Annotated in this window: 30 protein-coding genes; 27 read left to right on the top strand and 3 right to left on the bottom strand. The window is 40.3% G+C overall.

The window, feature by feature from the left end:
• Positions 1 to 63 precede the first annotated feature (63 nt).
• Positions 64 to 504, bottom strand: a complete 441-nt coding sequence (locus NST85_RS21330; protein ID WP_127192276.1) for a hypothetical protein — start codon at positions 502 to 504, stop codon at positions 64 to 66.
• 508 nt (positions 505 to 1012) lie between these two features.
• Between NST85_RS21330 and NST85_RS21325 the strand changes: the two genes are divergently transcribed.
• The 6 genes from NST85_RS21325 to NST85_RS21300 all read left to right on the top strand — a co-directional run bounded on the left by NST85_RS21325 (position 1013) and on the right by NST85_RS21300 (position 6320).
• Positions 1013 to 1384, top strand: a complete 372-nt coding sequence (locus NST85_RS21325) for a hypothetical protein (RefSeq protein ID WP_127192277.1) — start codon at positions 1013 to 1015, stop codon at positions 1382 to 1384.
• A gap of 159 nt (positions 1385 to 1543) precedes the next feature.
• Entirely contained in the window at positions 1544 to 2512 is a 969-nt protein-coding gene (prmA, locus tag NST85_RS21320; protein ID WP_307399301.1) for a 50S ribosomal protein L11 methyltransferase, read from the top strand.
• A 6-nt stretch (positions 2513 to 2518) separates the two neighbouring features.
• Positions 2519 to 3202, top strand: a complete 684-nt coding sequence (locus NST85_RS21315) for a site-2 protease family protein (protein ID WP_127192279.1) — start codon at positions 2519 to 2521, stop codon at positions 3200 to 3202.
• Positions 3203 to 3293: 91 nt separating this feature from the next.
• A complete protein-coding gene (locus NST85_RS21310) occupies positions 3294 to 4058 on the top strand; it encodes an RsmE family RNA methyltransferase (protein ID WP_341190325.1) in 765 nt (254 codons plus the stop codon).
• Position 4059: 1 nt separating this feature from the next.
• A complete protein-coding gene (gene mtaB, locus NST85_RS21305; protein WP_307399306.1) occupies positions 4060 to 5400 on the top strand; it encodes a tRNA (N(6)-L-threonylcarbamoyladenosine(37)-C(2))-methylthiotransferase MtaB in 1341 nt (446 codons plus the stop codon).
• Between the two features lie 488 nt (positions 5401 to 5888).
• Positions 5889 to 6320, top strand: a complete 432-nt coding sequence (locus tag NST85_RS21300; protein ID WP_307399307.1) for an NUDIX hydrolase — start codon at positions 5889 to 5891, stop codon at positions 6318 to 6320.
• A 22-nt stretch (positions 6321 to 6342) separates the two neighbouring features.
• On the opposite strand, the gene NST85_RS21295 is transcribed toward NST85_RS21300, so the two are convergent.
• Positions 6343 to 7287 carry a Na/Pi cotransporter family protein gene (locus NST85_RS21295; protein WP_341191146.1) on the bottom strand — a complete coding sequence of 315 codons (945 nt, stop codon included), beginning with the start codon at positions 7285 to 7287 and terminating at the stop codon, positions 6343 to 6345.
• Between NST85_RS21295 and NST85_RS21290 the strand changes: the two genes are divergently transcribed.
• From NST85_RS21290 to NST85_RS21195, 20 genes are all read left to right on the top strand, one after another.
• Complete coding sequence (locus tag NST85_RS21290; protein ID WP_246054072.1) at positions 7234 to 7371, top strand: hypothetical protein; 138 nt, start codon at positions 7234 to 7236, stop codon at positions 7369 to 7371. The genes NST85_RS21295 and NST85_RS21290 overlap by 54 nt on opposite strands.
• A 144-nt stretch (positions 7372 to 7515) precedes the next feature.
• Positions 7516 to 8886, top strand: a complete 1371-nt coding sequence (locus tag NST85_RS21285) for a class I SAM-dependent rRNA methyltransferase (RefSeq protein ID WP_341190324.1) — start codon at positions 7516 to 7518, stop codon at positions 8884 to 8886.
• Between the two features lie 311 nt (positions 8887 to 9197).
• The gene (locus tag NST85_RS21280) at positions 9198 to 9863 is read left to right on the top strand and encodes an amino acid ABC transporter permease (protein WP_127192284.1); all 666 of its coding nucleotides are present in this window, start codon (positions 9198 to 9200) and stop codon (positions 9861 to 9863) included.
• Positions 9844 to 10521, top strand: a complete 678-nt coding sequence (locus NST85_RS21275) for an amino acid ABC transporter permease (protein WP_127192285.1) — start codon at positions 9844 to 9846, stop codon at positions 10519 to 10521. Before NST85_RS21280 ends, NST85_RS21275 begins: the two co-directional genes overlap by 20 nt.
• Before the next feature lie 21 nt (positions 10522 to 10542).
• Positions 10543 to 11289 (top strand): amino acid ABC transporter ATP-binding protein, encoded by a 747-nt coding sequence (locus NST85_RS21270; protein WP_127192286.1) that lies wholly within the window; start codon positions 10543 to 10545, stop codon positions 11287 to 11289.
• Between the two features lie 28 nt (positions 11290 to 11317).
• Positions 11318 to 12172: a cysteine ABC transporter substrate-binding protein gene (locus NST85_RS21265; protein WP_127192287.1), complete on the top strand. Its 855-nt coding sequence runs from the start codon at positions 11318 to 11320 to the stop codon at positions 12170 to 12172.
• Between the two features lie 118 nt (positions 12173 to 12290).
• Positions 12291 to 12434 (top strand): hypothetical protein, encoded by a 144-nt coding sequence (locus NST85_RS21260; protein ID WP_341190323.1) that lies wholly within the window; start codon positions 12291 to 12293, stop codon positions 12432 to 12434.
• A 28-nt stretch (positions 12435 to 12462) separates the two neighbouring features.
• A complete protein-coding gene (locus NST85_RS21255; protein ID WP_341190322.1) occupies positions 12463 to 13029 on the top strand; it encodes a hypothetical protein in 567 nt (188 codons plus the stop codon).
• Between the two features lie 156 nt (positions 13030 to 13185).
• Entirely contained in the window at positions 13186 to 13482 is a 297-nt protein-coding gene (locus NST85_RS21250) for a hypothetical protein (protein WP_341190321.1), read from the top strand.
• Positions 13483 to 13743: 261 nt separating this feature from the next.
• Positions 13744 to 14136, top strand: coding sequence for an SMI1/KNR4 family protein (locus tag NST85_RS21245; RefSeq protein WP_170220175.1), 393 nt, complete (start codon positions 13744 to 13746; stop codon positions 14134 to 14136).
• Positions 14137 to 14413: 277 nt separating this feature from the next.
• The gene (locus NST85_RS21240; protein ID WP_341190320.1) at positions 14414 to 14887 is read left to right on the top strand and encodes a hypothetical protein; all 474 of its coding nucleotides are present in this window, start codon (positions 14414 to 14416) and stop codon (positions 14885 to 14887) included.
• Positions 14888 to 15120: 233 nt separating this feature from the next.
• Complete coding sequence (locus NST85_RS21235) at positions 15121 to 15591, top strand: GNAT family N-acetyltransferase (protein WP_127192293.1); 471 nt, start codon at positions 15121 to 15123, stop codon at positions 15589 to 15591.
• Between the two features lie 180 nt (positions 15592 to 15771).
• Positions 15772 to 16569: an inositol monophosphatase family protein gene (locus NST85_RS21230; protein ID WP_341190319.1), complete on the top strand. Its 798-nt coding sequence runs from the start codon at positions 15772 to 15774 to the stop codon at positions 16567 to 16569.
• A 372-nt stretch (positions 16570 to 16941) separates the two neighbouring features.
• Positions 16942 to 17331, top strand: coding sequence for a hypothetical protein (locus tag NST85_RS21225; RefSeq protein ID WP_127192295.1), 390 nt, complete (start codon positions 16942 to 16944; stop codon positions 17329 to 17331).
• A 758-nt stretch (positions 17332 to 18089) separates the two neighbouring features.
• Positions 18090 to 18611, top strand: a complete 522-nt coding sequence (locus tag NST85_RS21220; RefSeq protein ID WP_127192296.1) for a hypothetical protein — start codon at positions 18090 to 18092, stop codon at positions 18609 to 18611.
• Between the two features lie 192 nt (positions 18612 to 18803).
• Positions 18804 to 19463 carry a HEAT repeat domain-containing protein gene (locus tag NST85_RS21215; RefSeq protein ID WP_127192297.1) on the top strand — a complete coding sequence of 220 codons (660 nt, stop codon included), beginning with the start codon at positions 18804 to 18806 and terminating at the stop codon, positions 19461 to 19463.
• Positions 19453 to 19689, top strand: a complete 237-nt coding sequence (locus tag NST85_RS21210) for a hypothetical protein (RefSeq protein ID WP_341190318.1) — start codon at positions 19453 to 19455, stop codon at positions 19687 to 19689. The genes NST85_RS21215 and NST85_RS21210 overlap by 11 nt, the downstream gene beginning before the upstream one ends.
• A gap of 28 nt (positions 19690 to 19717) precedes the next feature.
• Positions 19718 to 20167 carry a hypothetical protein gene (locus NST85_RS21205; protein WP_341190317.1) on the top strand — a complete coding sequence of 150 codons (450 nt, stop codon included), beginning with the start codon at positions 19718 to 19720 and terminating at the stop codon, positions 20165 to 20167.
• Between the two features lie 9 nt (positions 20168 to 20176).
• The gene (locus NST85_RS21200) at positions 20177 to 20329 is read left to right on the top strand and encodes a hypothetical protein (RefSeq protein ID WP_341190316.1); all 153 of its coding nucleotides are present in this window, start codon (positions 20177 to 20179) and stop codon (positions 20327 to 20329) included.
• 672 nt (positions 20330 to 21001) lie between these two features.
• Positions 21002 to 21649: a hypothetical protein gene (locus tag NST85_RS21195; RefSeq protein ID WP_127192299.1), complete on the top strand. Its 648-nt coding sequence runs from the start codon at positions 21002 to 21004 to the stop codon at positions 21647 to 21649.
• A 172-nt stretch (positions 21650 to 21821) separates the two neighbouring features.
• Here NST85_RS21195 and NST85_RS21190 read toward each other — a convergent pair whose 3' ends face one another.
• Positions 21822 to 22109, bottom strand: a complete 288-nt coding sequence (locus NST85_RS21190) for a DUF6809 family protein (protein WP_127192300.1) — start codon at positions 22107 to 22109, stop codon at positions 21822 to 21824.
• Positions 22110 to 22262: 153 nt separating this feature from the next.
• Between NST85_RS21190 and NST85_RS21185 the strand changes: the two genes are divergently transcribed.
• Positions 22263 to 22487: a helix-turn-helix domain-containing protein gene (locus NST85_RS21185; RefSeq protein ID WP_018883096.1), complete on the top strand. Its 225-nt coding sequence runs from the start codon at positions 22263 to 22265 to the stop codon at positions 22485 to 22487.
• Positions 22488 to 22518: the final 31 nt, after the last annotated feature.

Below are 22518 nucleotides of genomic sequence, written 5' to 3'. Positions count from 1 at the left end.
AAAATAAAACAAGCCGACATCATGTTGATGTCGGCTTGTTCTTTATCGCTTATTGTATATGTGTTAGTTAATTCGTTTTGGTCGTCTTGGTTGGTTTTTGAAGCGGCGATATAAAGCAACTACTACCATGATAATCAAGAAGATAGCGAAGAGGTTAACAAGCATTCCTAGTACGTTACCCAAGAAGCCCATTCCACCAAACATACCTCCGAAGAGCATCCCTGCAAGCCCACCGATCATAAGACCTTTCATCAGTCCGCCACCGCTAAAGAATCCTCTTCCTTTATTAGCTGCCCCTGTTGATGTTCCTGTTGTTGATTTGTTGTTTGAAGTAGTATCCGATTTCTGTATGTCAGTAGTCTTTGATTTGTTGGGGTTCGTAAATGAACTACTTGGCCCCGATTTGAATCCTCCGCCTCTTCTTTTCGCATCTGTCACATCAGTGGAAGTGAAGGACAAGATCAAGGTGAAGGCCATCATAATCATAAATATTCTTTTCATCATGCTGAATAAAACCCTCCTAGAGTATGTGTCTGTGTCTATTTGAGTATTACGGGAAATAGGACAAATAGTTTCAAATTTTTTATATCGCAATTTTAGCTCATACCTAAGACTAGTGCTTGAAAACAGGAGCGTAGATAGCCGCTACGATGACGAATTATTCTTACGATCGCTGTTGCCCTCAGATTTCCTGATTATTTAACCGCATATTGGGTAGAAATCCGATGGCAAAGCATAGGCTTCCGAAGTAGCTTTCCTGCTGAAAGCTTTTAGGCGAACGCAGCTTATGCTTCCGAGGTAGCTTCCCAAGGGAAGCTTTTAGCTTCTCCAGAACAATTTAGTCCTCTTCGCTTCGATCTACATGATTCCAAGCACTAATTATGGTTTTGAGCCGCAATTATTGATTATTATTTTGAATAATGTGGAGAGTTAAATTACATGCTAAAAGTTCAAGGAACTGCTATATGGCAGCCTCTATTTTATCCTTATATGAAGGAAGGGAAGGATTTAGATGGGTGAGAAAAATATTCTGGCGTATTTCAGAAGTCCGGAGGAAGCGGAAGTTGTTGCAGGTAAACTGAATTCGCTTCGTGCAATCGATGTATCCATTGACCGTTTCAGTCGATATCCTGAAGAAGGTTATGATGTAATGAATTCTATCGCAGGTAGCGGGAGTGGTTTAGCGGCAACCTTTTTACAGCAGACTAGTATTGGAATCCCAGGCGCAGAGATTCTAGCTGCTGCAGATCCGGCAAATAGCGGCATGAGTCATGGCGGACAAGGTGGACCTACGGGTCATGATATTTTGCTGACTGCCGTAGTAGACGAGGAGGTTCATCATCAGGCTCTGCAATTCATTGAGGAGGCTGGGGGACTTATGTAGCTGAGGAGCTTTTTTACTGAGCTATTTGCTGACGTAATGGCTGACCTATGTTGTGTACATTATCTCATTAAAAGCCGCCTACGCGGCTTTTTTGTCACTACATGTATTCTATAGTACAATGGATCTTATGCAAGAATTGCTGAGGAGGAAGACAAAGAGATGATTTGGAGAGAGATGAAGATACATACGACGGAGCAAGCAATGGAGATGATCTCTAACTTTCTGCATGAAGCTGGTGCAGGAGGCGTTACCATTGAAGAACCTGTTGATAACAATAAACCACGGGACACATCCCTTGGAGAATTTTACGACATACCACCGAATGATATTCCAGAAGGAGAGGTCTGGCTTAGCGGCTATTTTCCTGAAGGAATTGATATGGAGGCCGTGATTAAGGAAGTAAGTCAGCGGTCCGAGGAATTGCGAGAGTTTGATATCGATCCGGGTAGCATAATCATTTCAGTGAAAGATGTAAATGATGATGATTGGGCTAACAATTGGAAGCAATATTTCAAACCGCTCCGTGTATCTAGTCAGTTGACCATCAAACCAACCTGGGAAGAGTATACGCCTCAGAATGCGGATGAGAAGATCATAGAACTGGATCCCGGTATGGCCTTCGGAACGGGAACACACCCTACCACAACGCTCTGCCTTCGGGCACTAGAGGGTATTATTCATGACGGGGATGATGTGATCGATGTCGGAACAGGTTCGGGTATTCTGGCGATCGGTGCATGTCTATTGGGGGCTTCTCGTGTGCTTGCGCTTGACTTAGATCCAGTTGCAGTAACCATCGCGGGAGAAAATGTTACATTAAACAACCTAGAGGAAAAAATTACGGTAGTCGAAAGTGATTTACTGTCAGTTATCACCAAAGGAGTAGGACTTGAGCTTGGCATTACAGTACCTGTCCGGGTGGTTGTAGCCAACATACTGGCAGAAGTTATTCTGTTGTTTCCTGATGATGTCTATCAGGCGTTACAACCGGGAGGATACTTTATTGCGTCCGGTATATATAAGAATAAAGAACAAGTCGTGAGGGAAGGACTTCTAGCGGCGGGCTTCGAAATTGAGGAGACTGCTCGTGAAGAAGACTGGATTGCTTTCGTGGCTAGAAAGAGGTAATTTTCCATGGAGTTTCTAAATCAGTTGCTGCGATATCCAATTGAGCAACTTCCATTCTATTTGACCACTTTAGTTATTGCTTTTACAGTGCATGAGTTCTCCCATGCTTATTTCGCTAATAAGTTCGGTGACCCAACGGCCAAGATGCTTGGCCGGGTAACACTAAATCCGACGGTTCATTTTGATCTATTGGGAATAATCCTACTATTGATTGCTGGATTTGGTTGGGCAAGACCGGTACCTGTTAATCGGGCCAATTTCAGTAAGCCTAGGTTGATGGGGGTTATCGTCTCTGTCGCTGGACCGCTTAGTAATCTAGTACTAGGGGTACTCGGTACATTGATCTATGTTATGTTAGTTCAATTTGGCGTGATAGATGCGATTACTAACGATAAACTACTGGAAGCAATCAAAATGTTCTTTGGTTTATTTACTTTGATGAACTTTTTCTTATTCCTATTTAATCTTATTCCATTGCCTCCGCTGGATGGGTATCGGATTTTGGAAGATCTGCTGCCACGGTCTATGCTTGGCTCGTTTAAGAAGTTTGAACAATGGTCCATGTTTATCTTCTTGTTACTCATAGTCGTTCCACCGTTGCAAAGGTATACGATCACACCACTTTACCAAGCGGCACGATCGATGTATTTGTCCTTCGCTAGATTTTTCCTTGTGTTGTTTGGAGCTTAGAAGAACTATTGGGCTTAGAAGAAGTACTGGTAAGCGAAATATAAAAGTTGTATGATGTATTTTGGTAATTTGAGACAAGGATTGATGACATATGCAACGTTATTTTATTGAACCTGAACATTTCGGGGAACAGTCAGTGAAAATTATCGGTGAGGATGTCCGCCATATTAGCAAGGTCATGCGCTCAAAACCGGGTGATGAAATCATCGTTAGCGATGGGGTATCCAAAGTTGCGTTGGTGGAGATTACAGGTATTGAATCAGAGGAAGTGACTGCTGATATAATCGAGCTCATGAGTTCCTCGGGCGAGCCGTGGCTACAGGTTACTGTGGCTCAGAGTTTACCTAAGGGTGACAAGATGGAAACGGTCATTCAGAAATGTACGGAGATAGGTGCGGCTTCATTCCTTCCTTTTCTGTCGGAGCGGACCGTGGTTCAATACGATCATAAGAAGGAAGAGAAGCGTACAACGCGTTGGCGCAAAATTGCCAAAGAAGCGGCTGAGCAGGCTCATCGTAGTTTAATTCCAGTCGTGGAGAACCCTACATCTTGGAAAGAGCTACTAGCGGCTATTCCTGCATACGACTTGGTATGTTTGTGTTATGAAAAAGAACAGGGTCAGCAATTGAGGGATGTGCTGAGTCCTTTTGTTATGAAATTAGAATCCCAGCAAAAGTACAAAATACTTGTTGTTGTGGGTCCTGAGGGTGGATTTGCTGAGGCTGAAGTGACTAGTGCTGAAGCTGTAGGTGCGATATCAGTTGGTCTTGGACGGCGTGTGTTGCGGACTGAAACAGCCGCGATGGCCGCCTTAACTTGCATCATGTATGAATCAGGAGAAATGGGGGGAGTATGAGATGCCATCCGTTGCATTTTATACCTTGGGCTGCAAGGTCAATTTCTATGATACGGAAGCCATCTGGCAACTGTTTAAAAATGAAGGCTATGAACAAGTAGATTTCGAGCAGACGGCTGATGTGTATTTGATTAATACTTGTACAGTAACTAATACTGGGGACAAGAAGAGCCGTCAGATTATTAGGCGCGCAGTGCGTCGCAATCCGAATGCTATTATCGCTGTTACGGGTTGTTATGCACAAACTTCGCCTGCTGAAATCCTAGACATCCCGGGTGTAGATCTCGTGATCGGAACGCAGGATCGCGAGAAAATTATGCCGTATGTAGAACAAATTCAGAAGCAACGTCAGCCAATTAATGCGGTACGGAATATAATGAAAACCCGAGAGTTTGAAGAGTTGGATGTACCAAACTTCTCCGATCACACACGGGGGTTTCTCAAAATTCAAGAAGGCTGTAACAACTTCTGTACCTTCTGTATTATTCCATGGTCGCGTGGTCTATCCCGTAGCCGTGATCCACAAAGCGTTGTAAATCAGGCACGTCAATTAGTTGCTGCAGGTTACAAAGAAATCGTCCTAACCGGAATTCATACAGGCGGTTATGGTGATGATCTGGACAACTATGCCTTATCTGATCTGCTATGGGATCTCGATAAGGTAGAAGGCTTGGGTCGTATACGAATCAGTTCGATCGAAGCTAGTCAGATCGATGATCGTATGCTTGAGGTACTTAATGGTTCCGCTAAAATGTGCCGCCACTTCCATATCCCACTTCAAGCGGGTAGCAATGAAGTGCTGAAACGGATGAGACGGAAGTACACGATAGAAGAATTTGAACAAAAAATTGCCAAGATCCGGTCCTTTATGCCTGATGTTGCAATTACAACTGACATCATCGTTGGTTTCCCTGGTGAAACTGATGAAATGTTCGCCGAGGGATATGAGGCGATCAAACGAATCGGCTTCTCTGAAATGCATGTATTCCCTTATTCCCAACGCACAGGTACTCCGGCAGCGCGTATGGAAGATCAAGTGGATGAAGAAGTAAAGCATGCACGTGTTCATCAATTGATCGATCTATCCGAGCGTATGCAACTTGCCTATGCAGAGACTTTTGTGGGTCAAGTGCTGGATGTCATTCCAGAACGTGATGAAAAGGGTCTTTCCGGTGAAGGTCGGGTAACTGGCTTCAGTGATAACTACCTACAAGTTCGCTTCGATGCCCCCGACAACCTGACCGGCAAATTGTGCCGTGTCCAGTTGACTGAGGCGGGAGTGAACCTATGCCAAGGCAAATTAGTCCGCGTCCTTGACGACGTGGCTAACGTCACGGCTTAATATTGAACAACAAGGATTTCGCCCCCAAGAGGGCTGAAATCCTTGTTGTTGTAAGATGTGGAGCAAGCGTATCCTCGAAGAGGAGAGCGCAACAAAATTTCCGGTGTTTCTGTTGTAAAGATGCAGGAGCACCACATAGTAGAGCGTGCCCCCAGGGGGCGACAAGCGGCTCATTCCCCGTAGTCATCCAGGGTGCGTACGAAAAGCAGATCTATCCAACCGGTTTACCTGGTAACCCGGGAGCGTCTAAAGTAAGACGTACCCGAAGGGGGAAAAGCGTTCCACCCACCCAAACCCAAGCGCATCCCCGAAGGGGACAGCGAGCAGGAGCGCCTCATTCACTCCAAAGTCACTTAAGCGGGTATCCAAAGGTAAAAGTTTTCCGAAGGAAAACTACTTCGGAAGCCTAAGCTTAGCCCTTGGGGCCTTCCCTTACAGTAAGGGAGGGTTTGGGTGGGATGAGAACAAATATAGAGGAGAGTGCACAGATGTCATTTAAAGAAATTTCCGCAGGAGGCGTCGTCTATCGCTACGAAGCCGATCAACTGCAAATTCAACTCATTACGGATCGTTATGGCAAGATCTCGTTTGCCAAAGGAAAGATGGAAAACGGAGAAACGATTGAAGAAACAGCGCTTCGTGAAATTTTGGAAGAAACCGGGGTTGTTGGGGTAATCGACAAACCAATTGATATTATAGCTTATACTTACAATCATACTGTTCATGGTGAAGTAGATAAGGAAGTTCATTATTACCTTGTTGAGAGTAAAGGCGGCGAATTACGTCCTCAAATCGAAGAGATTCGTGGAGTTGCTTGGTACGAGCCTAAGGAAGCTTGGGAGAAGCAACTGAAATCAGGGTATGATAATAATGATTTTATTTTGGAAAAAGCTTTGAAGTTACTTGGTGTTGAATTATAATCTACTTCTTCCTAGCAGAAATTTAATGCGTTGTGGGTGGGATTGTGCTCATGTGATCCATTTGTGAGTTTCCCATTCTAGACCAAAGTGGTAAGTAGCAGACGGGTAGTGCTAGCAATGAACAGGTTACATTGAAGATCGTCTGTGTATGAGCAATTTGAGTAGAGGGATCTGAGGAGAGCCATGCAGCGGCTGTTTGCAGTAAAGGAATAAACGGCAGGAACAGCAGGGCTCCAAGTACATTGAGTATGATATGTGACCAGGCGACAAACTTACCGGACTTCGTTCCACCGATGGATGCGATCCATGCTGTTAGGCAGGTGCCCACGTTGGAGCCGATGACCATGGCAATTCCTAGTTCAATCGGAAGAACTCCGGTTCCGACGAGTCCCATTGTCATGGCAATAACGGCGGCGCTACTGTGTACAAGCGCCGTCAAAATCGCTCCGGCGGCGGCTCCCCAGAGCAGGCTGTCTGCTGCATGGCCGAGCAGCCAGCCAATAATGCCACGAGCCTCTAGTGCGGGCCCGATCGATTGCATCCATCTGATTGCAATCATTATGAGGCTAAAGCCGCCCGTTGCCAAAGAGCCCAATTGAACGGGACGAAGAAGATTATACAGGCGGCCACTCTTTATAGGGAGTAGTTCTTCCCCCATGACCGCGGTTGCCCATAGCAGCAAGGACAGAAGGAACAACGGAATGCCAAGACCTGAAATGTCCAGAGCAATGAGCTCGGTAGTTAGACAAGTGCCAATATTACCACCGAGAATGATGCCAAGACTCTGGGCATAGGACAGCAGACCTGCGTTGACAAGGCCGATCGTCATCACTGTCATGGCCGTGCTGCTTTGGAGAACCGCAGTCACACCTGTACTGGTGAGAAGCCCAGTCCAAGGAGTTCGTGTGGAGGCATGCAACAGCTTGATCAGTTTCGGTCCGGCCCAAGCTTGCAGGGCGGTCTCCATGATTTTCATACCGAAGAGAAACAGGGCAAGTCCAAATGTTACGGGAACTATGATTTCACGAAACACTATGGCAACCCTCCTTAATTAAAAATGTACAAGTTAAATATATGTATGCCTAATGACAGGCTTCCATGCAAATTCAAGCTGAAACGTATGCTTACGGGGTAGTTTTGTACGAACCTTATTTATTGAAGCAACGCTTAACAAAACTTTTAGGAGTGAACAATTGTGGGATCAATTATATTACAACGTAGCCGTAGAAAACGGTTGGAACAGGGACATCCTTGGATATTCCGCAATGAGATTGAAAATGTTGAGGGAGAACCTACTCCCGGCAGTTTAGTAGAAGTTCTGGATCATCGGCGGAGATACCTGGCGACAGGATATTACAATCCTGCCTCGCAAATAACGGTTCGCGTAGTATCGTACGCTCCGCTTGAACAAATGGATGTTGACTTCTTTGTGGCTAGATTCCGTGATTGCCTTAAGCACCGGGAACGGTTTGTGAAAGAGGATGCCTACCGGTTTGTCTATGGCGAAGCAGATTTTCTACCGGGACTGACAGTGGATCGCTTTGGAGACGTATTGGTCGTGCAACTACTGACACTAGCGATGGACCAATGCCGCGATATCATAGTACAAGCACTCGTTGAGGTGCTTCAGCCTGTTGGAATTTATGAGCGTAGCGACGTGTCTGTTCGTGAAATGGAAGGATTGGAATTAGTCAAAGGACCTCTTTACGGCAATCCTCCGCGTTACGTTACAATCTCGGAGAACGGTTTGAAAGTTAAAGTCGATATTGAGCAGGGTCAGAAAACAGGATATTTCTTCGATCAACGCGAGAATCGGGCTTCAATCAAGCCGTTAATGACAGGCTGGGGTGAACGCAGCGGTATTACGATGCAAGAGTTGTCAGTGGAAGGTGAAGGAACACGATTAGTACCCGTTAACCAAAAAGGTAAAGAAGTGACGTTTCCATACTGGGACGGAGCTACGGTGCTGGAATGTTTCTCGCATACGGGAAGTTTCACACTTCACGCATGCCAATATGGCGCTAAGAAAGTGACCTGTCTGGATATTTCAGAGTATGCTATCGAGAGTGCGAAACAAAATGTGGAGCTGAATGGTTTTGAAGATCGGGTAGAATTTGTTGTAGCAGATGCATTTGAATATCTTCGCAGTCAGGTTAAGGGATTGAATGAGCGTCAAGCACGTGCAGCTCAGGATGGAAAAGTCGATACTTCCGTGGCTCTAACTGCTGGTGGTGGACGTACTTGGGATGTTGTTATTCTCGATCCTCCGGCTTTTGCCAAAACGAAAAGTGCGGTTAAAGGCGCTAGCAGAGGATACAAAGATATTAACCTGCACGGGATGAAGCTTGTTAACGAGGGTGGATATTTAGTTACAGCTAGCTGTTCATACCATATGAGACCTGATTTATTTCTACAAAGCATCCAGGAAGCTGCTGCTGATGCAGGTAAAATCCTTCGTCTCATTGAGTGGCGGGCGGCTGGTAAGGATCATCCCCAAATCCTTGGTGTCGATGAAGGGCATTATTTGAAATTTGCGATCTTCGAGGTTCGTAGTAAAACAGTCTAAGATGAGCAGGCAGTTTAAATAGTACGTTAAGTTAGAGTGTTTTAAAAATATCGAACAACAGATGCGATGGACTGCATCTGTTGTTTTTTTGTGTCTACATTTTTATTAAAAGTGGATGGATTTCAGCTTCAGTAGAGAACTCAATTTAAAATCATAGTTATTCGGTTGGGATAATGTGAATAAAATCATATCGGGATGTGTAAGAGTTGTATAATATCTAACTCAATAACATAAATATCGAGTTAAGTACTCGGAATACAATGTTTTGAAGTGAACTCGCAAGATCAACAAGAAGGTAAAGGGTTGTGCTTATGAATTTAGACTGGGAGTTTATTGTGGAAAGCTTGCCACTCTACGGTGATGCCATGTGGCTGACAGTGAAGCTTGCTTTCTGGGGAATTCTTTTTTCATTAATTATCGGATTGCTGTTTAGCGTCATTTTGTACTACAAGGTTTCAGTTGTCAGTGGTGTTATTGTCGCATATATTGAGCTTTCGAGGAATACGCCTTTGTTAGTTCAGCTTTTCTTTCTGTATTATGGTCTTCCGAAAATCGGTCTCCATATGAGTGAGATGACTTGTGCGATTGTTGGCTTGACGTTTCTGGGTGGCAGTTACATGACAGAAGCTTTCCGAAGTGGGATTGAGGCTGTAAGCAAGTCGCAGATTGAATCGGGTCTTAGCATTGGATTGTCTAAAGTTCAGCTTGCAAGACATGTTATTCTCCCACAGGCGCTTGCAATTAGTATTCCTTCATTGGGAGCTAACGCTATTTTCTTATTAAAAGAGACTTCAATTGTGGGTGCCATTGCTCTAATGGATTTAATGAATGTGGCTAAAGATTTGATTGGTATGCATTACAAAACAGCGGAATCTTTGACTTTACTCGTTCTGGCCTATCTAGTTCTAATCTTGCCTTTGTCGTTAGTACTGACATGGGTAGAAAGGAAGGTAAGATATGCAGAATTTGGGGATTGAGGTACTGTTTGAAGGTTCCAATATGGAGCGTTTACTGGGAGGTTTGCTCGTAACGATAGAGATTTCATTCATTTCAATTGTTATAGGAACGATCCTAGGTGTCTTTATGGGACTGCTGCGGACGTTGGATTCCAAGCTGTTAAAGTTTATCTTGCGGCTGTATCTGGAGGTATTTCGGATTATTCCGATTCTGGTCTGGCTTTACGTCGTTTACTTCGGGTTTACACCTCTGCTTGATATCAACATTAGCGGGGAGGTGACCTCGATACTCGTGTTCAGCTTATGGGGGGCTGCCGAGATTGGAGATATCGTACGTGGGGCGCTCGAATCTATGCCGAAGCATCAGATCGAATCCAGTAAAGCACTAGGACTCAGCAATGGGCAGATTTATCGTTATATTCTGATTCCACAGGCACTACGTAGAATGCTTCCGGGCTCTATCAATCTGGCAACACGCATGATAAAGACAACATCACTTGTCGTGTTAATTGGGGTTATTGAAGTGGTAAAGATTGGCCAACAGATTATTGAACTTGGTGTAATCAAAGCGCCTACGGCATCCTTTTGGGTATACGGCTTCATTTTTATTCTATATTTTCTCGTATGCTATCCATTATCTAGGCTTTCTAAGCGATATGAGCGCAAATGGCAAAATTGACATAAGAAAGGGACGTTTGTCATGACAGATTCGAAGGAGATATTGCTGGAAGTTCAGCAATTACAGAAGAGTTTCGGAGATAGAATAGTCCTGAATGGGATCGATTTACAGGTGGGTAAGGGAGAAGTGATCGTCATTCTTGGTCCTTCAGGCTGTGGCAAAAGCACGTTCTTGCGATGTCTTAACGGATTAGAATCGGTGCAGGGAGGAGTCATACAATATCGCGGTCAGAATCTAGCTGAAGGAAATGTAGATTGGCCTGAAGTAAGGCAACATATCGGAATGGTATTTCAGAATTATGATTTATTTCCACATATGACGGTGATCGATAACATTCTACTTGGACCGCTACAGGTGCAAAAAAGAGATAAGAACGAAGCGCTTCAGCAGGCTGAGCAGTTATTGGACCGGGTCGGGTTGCTTGACCGTAAAGATGCTTATCCACGGCAATTGTCCGGAGGACAGAAGCAGAGAATTGCCATTGTAAGAGCTCTATGTATGAATCCAGACATCATTCTATTTGATGAAGTAACGGCATCGCTTGACCCTGAGATGGTGCGTGAAGTGCTTGATGTGATACTGGGATTGGCTAATCAGGGAATGACGATGATCATCGTAACTCATGAAATGGGTTTCGCGAAGTCAGTAGGGGATCGTATCGTATTTATTGATCAAGGTAAAATCTGTGAGATTGCGACCGCCCAGCAATTTTTCACAGCACCAGCGACAGAGCGTGCGCAGCACTTTCTGGATATATTTCAATATTAAAAAAAGATAGAAATAGGAGATGAGAGAGATGAAGAAAAGTTTAAGAGTCGTAACCTTGATTATGGCAGTTAGTTTATTATTAGTGGGTCTAACGGCTTGCGGTGCGGGTTCCAGTTCCAAATTCACTTCGATTGAGCAATTTAAAAAGAATGGTAAGATCAAGATTGGGGTATTTGCAGACAAACCACCATTTGGTTACGTGGATTCTGAGGGTAAGAACCAAGGATTTGACGTATATATTGCGAAGAGATTTGCGAAGGATCTGCTTGGCGATGAATCAAAGGTCGAATTCGTATTAGTAGATGCAGCTAGCCGCGTGGCCTACCTGGAATCAAATAAGGTGGATATTATCATGGCTAACTTCACAGTAACCGATGAAAGAAAAGAAAAAGTCGATTTTGCGAATCCCTACATGAAGTTGTCTTTTGGGATCGTCTCACCTGATAGTGCTCCAATTACTTCGATCGACCAGTTAAAAGAAAAAGGTCAAAAGCTAATTGTAGCTAAAGGAACAACAGCAGAGACCTATTTTACCAAAGAATACCCGGACATCGAACTACTCAAATTTGACCAGTATACTGAAATATTCGCTGCCCTCAAAGACGGACGTGGTGCGGCGATTGCAAATGATAACACAGAACTCATTGCTTGGGCTAAATCCAACCCAGGATTCACGGTCAGCATCCCAGCTTTTGGAGGTCAAGATACTATCGCACCGGCAGTAGCCAAAGGGAACAAAGAGTTACTAGATTGGCTAAACTCAGAACTTGATACGCTAGGTAAAGAACAATTTATTCACCAGGCTTATAAAGAAACACTAAATGAAGTCTATGGCGAAGGTTATACGGATGAACTTGTGGTTGAGGGCGGGAAGGTCGAGTAAAAGGAAAAATAGGTTGGAAGCGGATGTATATTGAGTAGAGTGATGACACCTGAGAAGGTGTCTTTTTTTGTCTAAATTAATAGGTTTATATCCTATAAATTGGAAGGTGAATGGAAGGGTGGCAGCGAATGTATATTCATCAGGTCAATATGTCGCGCTGGATTGTACTGAGAATGGCGATGTAATTGTAGAGATGCCTAAGGGTTTATGGTGGTGGGGCCTCAAGAATAGAAGAACAATTTATGAAATTGGCTCAGAATAATTTAATCCAACACTAAGGAGTGAGTTTTGTGAAACATATTTTAGCCTTATCAGTTATTTGTCTAATTTTAATTACATCATGTTCTAAGCCGGATATTACGGCTTCCTCGGAGATCCCCAAAGGAAAGTTTGAACTACAACAAGTTGAACTTTTTCCAAATGAAATGAAGATAAATATTCCAAGAGACTTTGAAATTATGACAGATGAGATGGCTGAACTGAAATATCCAAATGGAAATAGGCCTTCACCTATATATACTAATAATGAGGGTTCGGTAAATGTTGCATTTAATTATACTTCAACTGAATTAACAGATAAGGAATTAAAGGATTACTTAAAAAATATGAAAAGCATGTTTGAGAATCTTTATCCATCAGCAACATGGTATGAGAGTAAAATGGTGGAAATCAATAATAAAAAGGTCGGCTATCTTGAATTATTGACACCTGCAATTGATACACAAGTATATAATCTAATTTTCTTAGCGGAGATGAATAATCGATTGTTACTAGTCAACTTTAATTGCACTGAAAGCGAAATGACTGAATGGATACCAACAGCAAAAGAAATTATGTATTCGTTAATTATTGATTAATAATGTGAAGCCTAAGCTCTAAAGGAAATAACTGCGAGGTAAGTCTTCGACCTGGTACCTATGCTGCCTTAAGCCTCTTGGGTTCGTGAATACAACAAGTTATGTGAAATTATTGCAATCTTTTGAAACATTAAAACATGAGGAGCTGAAAAACCATTGAAAAAAATCATAACTGGTGGAATTCTCTTATGTTGTGGAATCATCTTGTATTTAGGAGGTTATATTCCAGCTGCTCATTATGCATCTGAATTAGGAGGATGGTCAACCCCTCCTGGCAGATTAGGAACTGCTTTGGAAGCTACAGGTGGAAAATCAGCTATAAATAACTCGATGATAATGATGATAATTGGTTTTTTTTTATTAGCGTGGGGTTGCTTTAGTGATGAAATCATTAGAATTCAAAAGTTATTTAAACAGGACAACCTTAAAAGAATGAATAGAGAAAATGAATAAAAACTTTATGAGAATAATCAATGAGGGCAACAACACCCCATTAACGCATCGAGCTGACGCTCTCGGTCTGTCGAGGCGTTTCGGGTAAGTAGAAGCAGCAGACAACCCTGCAATGACTATGATAAGAGCTATTTAAGTCGGTGAGGGTTCGTGAACATGACAATGTTATCTGAAACCCCTTGAGAGCGTATCATAACCTTTTCATAACTTTAAGGAGGAATTAATACGTGGATAGAATTTCTAAGAAGGATAAATCACGAATTGACTTTCAATCAACCAGCATCAATTAAATCAATAAATTCAGTAGAAATTGAACTTAAAGTACAGTTCCCACAATCACTTAAAAATCTTCTATTAGAGAGTGATGGTGTTCATGATGAATTCGAATGCGATGTTATATGGCCAGTTGAACGGATACTTGAAGAAAACAAAAATATTCGAATTGAATACTTAGAAGAACGTGAAACATTCAATGATTTTCTACTTTTCTCAGACGCCGGTAATGGGGATCAATTTGCATTCTCAATTACAGATGGAGATTCTGATATGGAAGAGATCTGCGTTTGGAATCATGAAGATGAAAGCAGAGAAATATTAAGTTCATCACTTAATGAATTTATTAAAGGTTGGTTAGAAGGAACAATTGAAATTTAATTATTAACATTCAAGCATTATAAGTATAACTCGAAGAAGAAGGGGCATCGGATAACACCATGTTCACGCTTCGGGCCATTTGGCCCTAGGTATGGCAGGAGTAAGGAAGTGGATTCGGCAGGTGCAGCTCTGCAACTGTAAGTAATTCAGCCGGACACATCCACCCACCTAACCGCATCACGCCGCCCTTCGGGCTTAAGATTTTTGGACATCGTGAACACATCAACGTTAGGCGAAATACCATGAGATAAAAAATATTAAATCAAAGAGGTGCAGAATGGTAGAATTTAATAACATTTGGTTGAGTTCAATTGATCACTTAAACACATTTATTGAATTAACTAAATCAAAAGATAAAAAGCTCATAAAGAAATCATATATATCAAAAGTAAGGATTATGTTTGATCAAGTCCCAGTCGTCTTTTATTCAAAAGGTAATTTATCAATAAATGAACATGAAATTATATTTACATCATTACAACCAAAAAGAGGATTACTTAAGGAATATATTAATTTAAATAACGATTTACATATAAAAATTGAATTTGATCAGATTGAAGAGATAACTAGATATAGGCACTCAAGTCCATTTATAGAATATTACAATACAGGATGGATTCAAATAAAGTACATTAAAAATACAATAAGTGAAGATATCTTAATTTCTCAAGGGGGATATGGCCCCTCCATGAAAAAAATAAAAGAAGGAACTGATGAGATATATAATGAACTAAAATCAAATACATTATGAGAGACTCAGGAAGTCATGGTACATCACATAACACCGTATTCACGCTTCAGGGCTATTGCCCTTTGGTTGTCAGATGTATAATCGTGGAAGAATGCTCAGTCAACAAACACCCCAGCCTAAGATATGAGCTATCTAAGGCTGGGGTGTTTCGTGAATACCTGAACGTTATACGCAATTGCTGGAATCGAAAAACTACAACCATTAGGATGTGTGTATTCGGAAGGAGTAAAACAATGGTACTCTCCTTATTTAAAGCAGGGCTTAATGAAGCTTCTATGATTCACGAGATGCAGATTAAAGCATTCATGCCGTTGTTAAATAAGTATCAAGATTATGAAACCAGTCCTGCTAACGAAACTGTGGAACGAATTATAGATAGATTAAAACAGTCGGTTACAGATTACTATATTATAAATTCCAATGTTCCCGTTGGGGCAATTAGAATTGTGAGAAAAGAAAATAGTACTTTCCGCGTTAGCCCAGTATTTATTCTGCCTGAACACCAGAGAAAAGGCTTTGCGAAAAAAGTTTTTTCGATGATTGAGGATATTTATAACGACGCAGTTGTTTGGGAGTTGGATACAATACTTCAAGAGCAGGGTAATTGTTATCTCTATGAAAAGTTAGGTTATCAGAAGACAGGGGAAATAAAAGAAATTAACGAAAAGATGACAATTGTGTACTATGAAAAACGCTTGATATAACACAGCATTCCTACTGCGGGCATTCGCCCTTGATCGCTAAGAAGCATTTTCAGGGAAGATTATTCAGGCGATACATTCAACCAGCTAAGTCTGACGACCTGTTCCCTTTGGTCGCTTAAGCCGCTTAAACGTCAGGAATGCGCAACGTTAACTGAAATCGATGCAATGGAGGATAATGTGATGGATAAAATATTAATCGAGGCAATTCGTGTCGCGAAGCTAGCTGGACTAAAAATTAAGGAAATTAGAGAAAATGATGGATATGATAAATATTTAAAAAAAGGATATGAACTAGTAACAACGGCAGATTTAATATCAGATAAAATTATAAAAACAGAGATTTCAAAGGTTTTTCCTAAGCACAAATTTATATCTGAAGAAAGTGATATAGAAAATAGTCTTATAATAAAAGAGCCTACATGGATTATTGATCCTATAGATGGAACTGTTGGTTATGCCAATAATCATTATCAGGTAGCTATATCTATTGCTTATGCAATAGATAACATAGTTGAGGTAGGAGTAGTGCATAATCCATTTTTGGACGAAACATTTTATGCTGTTAGAGGTAAGGGGGCTTTTTTGAACAATCATAAAATACAGATTAAAAGCGCCAATACATTAAAACAATGTGTGATTGGAACTGGTTTTCCCCATAATAAAGAAAATGTGGACTATATAGTTGAAACACTAAGATTAGTACTACCTAAAATAAGAGATATTAAGAGACTAGGATCCCCAGCTCTGGATATTTGTTGGGTTGCTTGTAGTCGCTTACAGGGATTTTATGAAGAAAAATTATCCCCATGGGATGTTGCAGCAGCGAAGTTAATTGCCAGTGAAGCTAAAGCAACTGTGGGGCACTATAGTCTTGAAAATAGCTCAATTCTTCCAAATTGCTTGAATGGTTATAAGGTAATTGTGTCAAGTCCGGGTGTTTTTGAAGAATTGAAAGCAATTTTAATATCTGTTATATAACATTTGATTGTTACATATTTTTCATATTATCTGCAACATCAAGAGCTGAAATGCTCTTATTAATTTTTCGAATGAGTTCTATAAACGGTGCTCGAATGAGATTTAAAGAAGTGAAGAGATAAGAATCATGTTAGTGACTCGAAGAAGGCATCGACATCAGTTAACACCGTATTCCCGCTGCGGATCCTAACGGATCCTTGGTCTGCAAGAGGTTTTTCGATGAGGCTAAGTCAGCAGACAACCCTGCGAGGCTAAGTGGCGGAGCCACCCGGTCCTGACGGACCTTAAGCCTCTCGGATTCGGGAATACAACAACGTTATCTGAAAGCGTGGAGAATTCTATAAAATCAATAATGATAGAAAGGAATAACATATGAATGACTATATGGGAATTGTAATTAAACAATCCTTGAATGATGAGAATGGACTAAAGCCATTTCAAATTAGAGCTAATAGAAGAATTGGTTCATGGGATGTTCTATACGTCAGCGTTGAGAGTAAAGAATTAGATGAGAGCATTAATTGTCTTCAGGCAAGTATGGTCGATAAGTATGAGGACTGTTGGTACAATCACCTTTTTAAGGATGAAGAATTAATTGTTATCTACCAAGATAAATACTTTAAGGTTTCCATTGACCATAAGTCGTGGGATGAGGTAATACAATATGGACTTAATAATGGAATACCTATGGAACAATTAGACTTTAATCCAAGAACAATGAAAGAAACAGATGAATTTTTTAATTTAAAGAGAAATGATTGATAATCCGAAGAAGGCCACGCCATCAGATAACACAGCATTCCTACTGCGGGCATTCGCCCTTGATCGCCAAGAGGAATATCAGAGAAGCTTATTCAGGCGATACATTCAACCAGCTAAGTCTGACGACCCGTTCCCTATGGTCACTTAAGCTGCTTGAACGTCAGGAATGCCAAACGTTATCCGAAACCCCTGAGATTGAGACTTTATGATAATACCAAAAAGAAACTACATTAATATTGGAGAAGATTAATGGACATTTTATTATTTTTTATGTTATTTATTGTGGCGAATTTGGGGTTCTATATAGAAATGAAATATATTAAAAAAAAAGAAATAATTATTACTTTAGTGACTGCAAATCTCATATTGCTGATTGCTTTATTAACAAGAAATTTGATATTAGGCTTAGTGTTACTATGTGTAGGTTTATTAATTAGTATCGGATATACAATATATCAAAATTTATTTACATCCATGGATAATGAATAATTATTATAAACAATTCAGAATTTACAGGAATGCTTTGAGGGTTTGTCGGGGTAGTCAGGGGCATCGGATAACACCGCATTCACGCATCGATCGCTGACGCTCTCTCGGTCCCCTAGGAGTATGATGCATGGAAGTGAATTCAGGGGACAACCCTGCACAGCCTAATCGCGTCGCGACCGTTCACTTCGTTCACTTAAGGCAGTGAGGGTTCGTGAATGCGCGAACGTTATATGTAATTGGGGCAGTCATTAATTGAGGAGGGATTCTTGATGAACCATTATACACTTTTTCCAATCATAAAGAGATTAGAAGAAAATAGTATAGTATATTCACTTGGTGGTAGTGGATTATTGTATTATTTGAATTTAATTGACTCAATAAATGATTGGGACATAACTGTAGAATGTCCAAAAGATAAATTAATTGAAACACTCGAGGGCTATGATTGGGTAGAGCAAAGAAGTGGAGATTACCCATTTGCTAGTCAGTATAGGCTAAGTATAGCCTCGCTTAACATAGACTTCATTGGATGCTTTGCATTACATACTGAAAACGGAGTGCTTAACTTACCGATTAATCATAATAGGAAGTGGGATGGTATAAATATATCAAGTCCTGAAGTCTGGTATGTGGCTTATTATTTAATGAATAGGAAACCAAAGGCGAGCATGCTCTTAAATTATCTTAAAACTAGTACAGAAAAAGTGAATACTACTTTAATAAATGATCTGATTAAAACCAATATTCTAAATAATGAATTAAGCCAAGAACTTAGCTTGTTAATTCGATGATGGCCCCAACTGCATATAACACCGTATTCACGCTACGGGGCTACCGCCCCTTGATTGTCAGATGTATAATCATGGAAGAAGCTCAGACAACAAATGCCCCAGCCTAAGATAAGAGCTATCTAAGGCTGGGGTGTTTCGTGAATACCTGAACGTTAGGTGAAATTACCGTAGAGCATGAAAGGAGGCAATTCCTTGGATGATTATTATAAATACATACATGATACATCGAAAAGCCTAGAAACTAAGATTGATGAACAAGCTGATGAATTCTGGCAATGGTCAAAGAATCAAAAACAGATTTACGAATGGGAAGCTAACTATTCCGAATGGGGTTTAATCAATACTTTACTTAGTCGATTAGTACATTCGACAGATTTTACTCAATGGAATCAAAGGACTTTAAATAATATTCTATTTCTCGTGGCTCGCGACAATGAATGTGAGATGTTGGTTGATACATTAAGTGAGAATCCATCGTGTTTAATTTATTTATCAAGAGAAGGACTGAAGTACCAAGATGACAGTGCAAGATGGCAGTTTGCTCATTATCTTTCCAAGACTGAAGAACATCCTGAAGCAGAAGAATTAATTTTGAGATACTGTAGTGACCATGCTGAATATGTAAGACGTAGAGCATTACTTGCATTGGGTTTTATTAAATCTACATACGCTGAAGAAAAAGCGATCGAGGCGTGGAATTCAAACATGGAGTACCCCAAAATTGCTGCATTAGAAACGCTGTATCAAGTTAAATCAACACAACTAGAAAAGTATCTTCAACTGGGACTAAATGATTCATTTGAACATGTAAAGAGAAATTCAGAACGATTAATAAGTCAACTTGAAAAGTAACTCAAAGAAGTCGGTAACTTCACCTAACACCATAATCACGCAGCAGGCCATTCGGCCCTTGGTCCGGATCGGAGTTGAAGATGATTCGAATGGAGTTGACTCAGATACAAGGAAGCGGAATCAGCCGGACACATTCAACTCCCTAACCGCATCGCGGCCGCCTTTTGGGCTTAAGGGAGTTGGACGTCGTGAATACAAAACGTTATCTGAAACCGATGCAAGTTAGATAAAGATCAATAAAGGAAGTGACTAGTTTGGAGTATTCTGACTTGTTAAATTTTAGGGATATATACCTCGAGCAGATATATGAGCCGGAAGAAAACAGCCTTAGGTTACTCTTCAGTCGAAGTAGAACTAGTGAAACTCCTGAAACGATAACAATTGGAGAAATAGAAATTAAAGATATCTATTCGTTAGATGTAGATGAAACAGTACCTTTAATACAAATGGATTTTGAAGGGTATATTGGATATTCAATTAGAAATGAAAGTTACACTTCATGGGATGATTACGAAGAATTTGAAGGGAAAATCTTTAGAATTTATAGTAAATCCAGATACTTAGACTTCATTAAAGTTGGAACGTTTGCATCTGAGGATTACCCTGGCTCATTTAAGCATTATGGCATCTCTTGTCTTAACCATGTCGTGGATGTTGCATCAGTTTCAGAGCCAATTATTAAGGAAGTCCAACGAATTAAATAAGATTATTGAATGTTTCTCAAGAAGGCATCGGCATCAGATAACAAAGTATTCACGCTGCGGTTGCTACGCTCCCTTGGTCTGCCAGAAGGATTTTCGAAGAAGCTGAATCAGGCAGACAACCCTGCACTGGCTAAGTCTTCGACCCGCCGCTACGCGGCTTAAGCCAGTGAGGGTTCGTGAATACCTGAACGTTAGGCGAAACCAGCGAAAGGATTGAGTAAACATAATTTTTTTAATTAGATACCCAATAAACCTTAATTTGATCTTTTCAATGGTTGTTCTAAGTTTATTAAATATCTGGCAAGTAATACAAAGAAATGAAGTGAATTATTTTAATAATGTTGTTCTTGGTATTATATTTGTATCAATAATTATTGTAGCTGTCATACGAAGATTATTTAAACCAAAGACTTTAAGTCTAGATCCGGAATCCATGAGTATCAATAACAAGAGATTAGAAGTGAAAGATATAACGGCGATTTATATTAGTAACAATAAAACGATTGGTATTAAACCAAAAAAACATAGAATAGTTCCAGTATCATTATGTTTTGAATTAATCAAAAATCGAAATGACATTGATCAATTGATTAAATGGGCAAAAACTAAAGAAATTGAAGTTAAATATGGGAGCTTCATGAAGTGGATAAAAATTGAATGTGATTCGAAGATGTCGTTGGCATCAGCTAACATTATATTCACGCGGCGAGCCGGCTAACGCCAGCCCTTGGTCCACCTGGGGAAATTTCGAAGAAGTGGATCCAGGCGGACAACCCTGCGAACCTAACCGCGGTCGCGGCCGACAGCTGAAGCTGCCTTAAGGTTCTCGGGTTCGTGAATACGGGAACGTTATGTGCAATTGCCAAACAAAAAAGAGGAATGATAATAATGGACTTTAAACCTTCGAATTATTTATTAGATCATTTTATTTCTGCTGATTTATCTAGCTTAACTGAAAACAATACTATTCTATTTAATAAAGAAAGACAGTGGGTAGGTGCATTTATACTAAATTCTACGCTTAGATATAAATATGAAGAAAAGCAAAGAATATATTTAATGAATATCTTAAGAAGAATAGAATCTACATTTTATCAATATAATACTGGGAGTGTTTTGTTAGATGATTTTTTAAATCACGATAAAGTAAGTATATCTAAGTATTTATCAGCAGTTGTTTGCATTGAAACTTCAATTTCTCACTTGTACCAAGCATACATGCTAGGTAGCAAAATGGCTGGTGAGGACAATAAGCTGTTTGAAAGGAATGATGGTTCTTCTATTGAAAGGTTAAACAAGCTTTATAACGTAGCAAAACATTATGATAGTTCCATAAGTAATGGTAGCTTAGAAGAATTAAATACTATACCTATATGGATAACCAACCAAGGAATTAAATCCAATCAAACCTTTTTAAGTTTTGATGAATTACATGCAATGATGAGGGAAGTAGAATATATAGCTGATGAAATAATAAAATAAAATTCAAATCGCATATTCAAGAAGAAGGCAACAGCACATAACATAATATTCACGCTGCGGACATTCGTCCTTGGCCCGGCATTCGCCGAACACCCGACATACGTCGGGTCGTGAATACAGGAACGTTATACGACAGAATCAAAAACAATAGAAAAGAGGATCATATGATCCTCTAAATGCTAGAGTTTTGCAATTCACTAAAGAGTTGTAGAGCGTCTTTGAAACCTTGTATGTAGATACTTCTTTCTAAGATGGATTGAAGAGAAAATTGAGCGTCTTCGTAAAGAAAAACCGTATGTTGAAGTTGATCGGGCAAAGCATCACGAAGTGTTTTAAAGTATTGATCTGTCTCCGCAGAAAGCTGATTGTATTCCGGATGACATTCCAGAAGCTCAGTATAGAGTAATTCTAGACGTATTCTTATAAGTGGTTCTGTAAGCGATTCTAATGTATTAACCATATAATTTTCCTCCCTCAATTAACTCTATAGAGTTAATATATAACCTTATAAAGTTAATTACAAGGTGAATATTTGACTTTATAGAGTTAAAACTTCGCTTTTCGTTGATGATTATTAATATGGAAGATAAGATAGAGCTATGGAGGGGAAAAGATGAACGTAATCAAGTGTAATATACGAGAACTCATGGCAGAACATCGAATAGATGATATAACCGAATTGATGGTGAGATCAGGTTTAAGTCGTAACTCAATCAACAAGTTATATAGGGAGACGAATATAGAAACAACAAAATTAGAAACACTTTTCAAGTTGTGTGATACGTTTAATTGTAAGTTGTCTGATTTAATCGAATATGTACCAGAAGAAAATAAATAGTGAGAGCCGCTTCGAGAAGAAACTCCATCGT

Source organism: Paenibacillus sp. FSL K6-2524 (assembly GCF_038005525.1).
GTDB classification, from domain to species: Bacteria; Bacillota; Bacilli; order Paenibacillales; family Paenibacillaceae; genus Fontibacillus; species Fontibacillus anaericanus.
This window is presented reverse-complemented; position numbering and strand designations above follow the sequence as displayed.

Excerpts from the sequence above, each read along its gene's own strand:
- NST85_RS21200 (WP_341190316.1), top strand. The coding sequence starts at position 20,177 with ATGTTTCTCAAGAAGGCATCGGCATCAGATAACAAAGTATTCACGCTG.
- NST85_RS21310 (WP_341190325.1), top strand. The coding sequence starts at position 3,294 with ATGCAACGTTATTTTATTGAACCTGAACATTTCGGGGAACAGTCAGTG.
- NST85_RS21270 (WP_127192286.1), top strand. The coding sequence starts at position 10,543 with ATGACAGATTCGAAGGAGATATTGCTGGAAGTTCAGCAATTACAGAAG.
- NST85_RS21265 (WP_127192287.1), top strand. The coding sequence starts at position 11,318 with ATGAAGAAAAGTTTAAGAGTCGTAACCTTGATTATGGCAGTTAGTTTA.
- NST85_RS21280 (WP_127192284.1), top strand. The coding sequence starts at position 9,198 with ATGAATTTAGACTGGGAGTTTATTGTGGAAAGCTTGCCACTCTACGGT.
- NST85_RS21225 (WP_127192295.1), top strand. The coding sequence starts at position 16,942 with ATGAATGACTATATGGGAATTGTAATTAAACAATCCTTGAATGATGAG.
- NST85_RS21190 (WP_127192300.1), bottom strand. The coding sequence starts at position 22,109 with ATGGTTAATACATTAGAATCGCTTACAGAACCACTTATAAGAATACGT.
- prmA (WP_307399301.1), top strand. The coding sequence starts at position 1,544 with ATGATTTGGAGAGAGATGAAGATACATACGACGGAGCAAGCAATGGAG.
- NST85_RS21315 (WP_127192279.1), top strand. The coding sequence starts at position 2,519 with ATGGAGTTTCTAAATCAGTTGCTGCGATATCCAATTGAGCAACTTCCA.
- NST85_RS21235 (WP_127192293.1), top strand. The coding sequence starts at position 15,121 with ATGGTACTCTCCTTATTTAAAGCAGGGCTTAATGAAGCTTCTATGATT.
- NST85_RS21275 (WP_127192285.1), top strand. The coding sequence starts at position 9,844 with ATGCAGAATTTGGGGATTGAGGTACTGTTTGAAGGTTCCAATATGGAG.
- NST85_RS21230 (WP_341190319.1), top strand. The coding sequence starts at position 15,772 with ATGGATAAAATATTAATCGAGGCAATTCGTGTCGCGAAGCTAGCTGGA.
- NST85_RS21290 (WP_246054072.1), top strand. The coding sequence starts at position 7,234 with ATGCAACAGCTTGATCAGTTTCGGTCCGGCCCAAGCTTGCAGGGCGGT.
- mtaB (WP_307399306.1), top strand. The coding sequence starts at position 4,060 with ATGCCATCCGTTGCATTTTATACCTTGGGCTGCAAGGTCAATTTCTAT.
- NST85_RS21330 (WP_127192276.1), bottom strand. The coding sequence starts at position 504 with ATGATGAAAAGAATATTTATGATTATGATGGCCTTCACCTTGATCTTG.
- NST85_RS21300 (WP_307399307.1), top strand. The coding sequence starts at position 5,889 with ATGTCATTTAAAGAAATTTCCGCAGGAGGCGTCGTCTATCGCTACGAA.
- NST85_RS21295 (WP_341191146.1), bottom strand. The coding sequence starts at position 7,287 with ATGGAGACCGCCCTGCAAGCTTGGGCCGGACCGAAACTGATCAAGCTG.
- NST85_RS21325 (WP_127192277.1), top strand. The coding sequence starts at position 1,013 with ATGGGTGAGAAAAATATTCTGGCGTATTTCAGAAGTCCGGAGGAAGCG.
- NST85_RS21220 (WP_127192296.1), top strand. The coding sequence starts at position 18,090 with ATGAACCATTATACACTTTTTCCAATCATAAAGAGATTAGAAGAAAAT.
- NST85_RS21185 (WP_018883096.1), top strand. The coding sequence starts at position 22,263 with ATGAACGTAATCAAGTGTAATATACGAGAACTCATGGCAGAACATCGA.
- NST85_RS21240 (WP_341190320.1), top strand. The coding sequence starts at position 14,414 with ATGGTAGAATTTAATAACATTTGGTTGAGTTCAATTGATCACTTAAAC.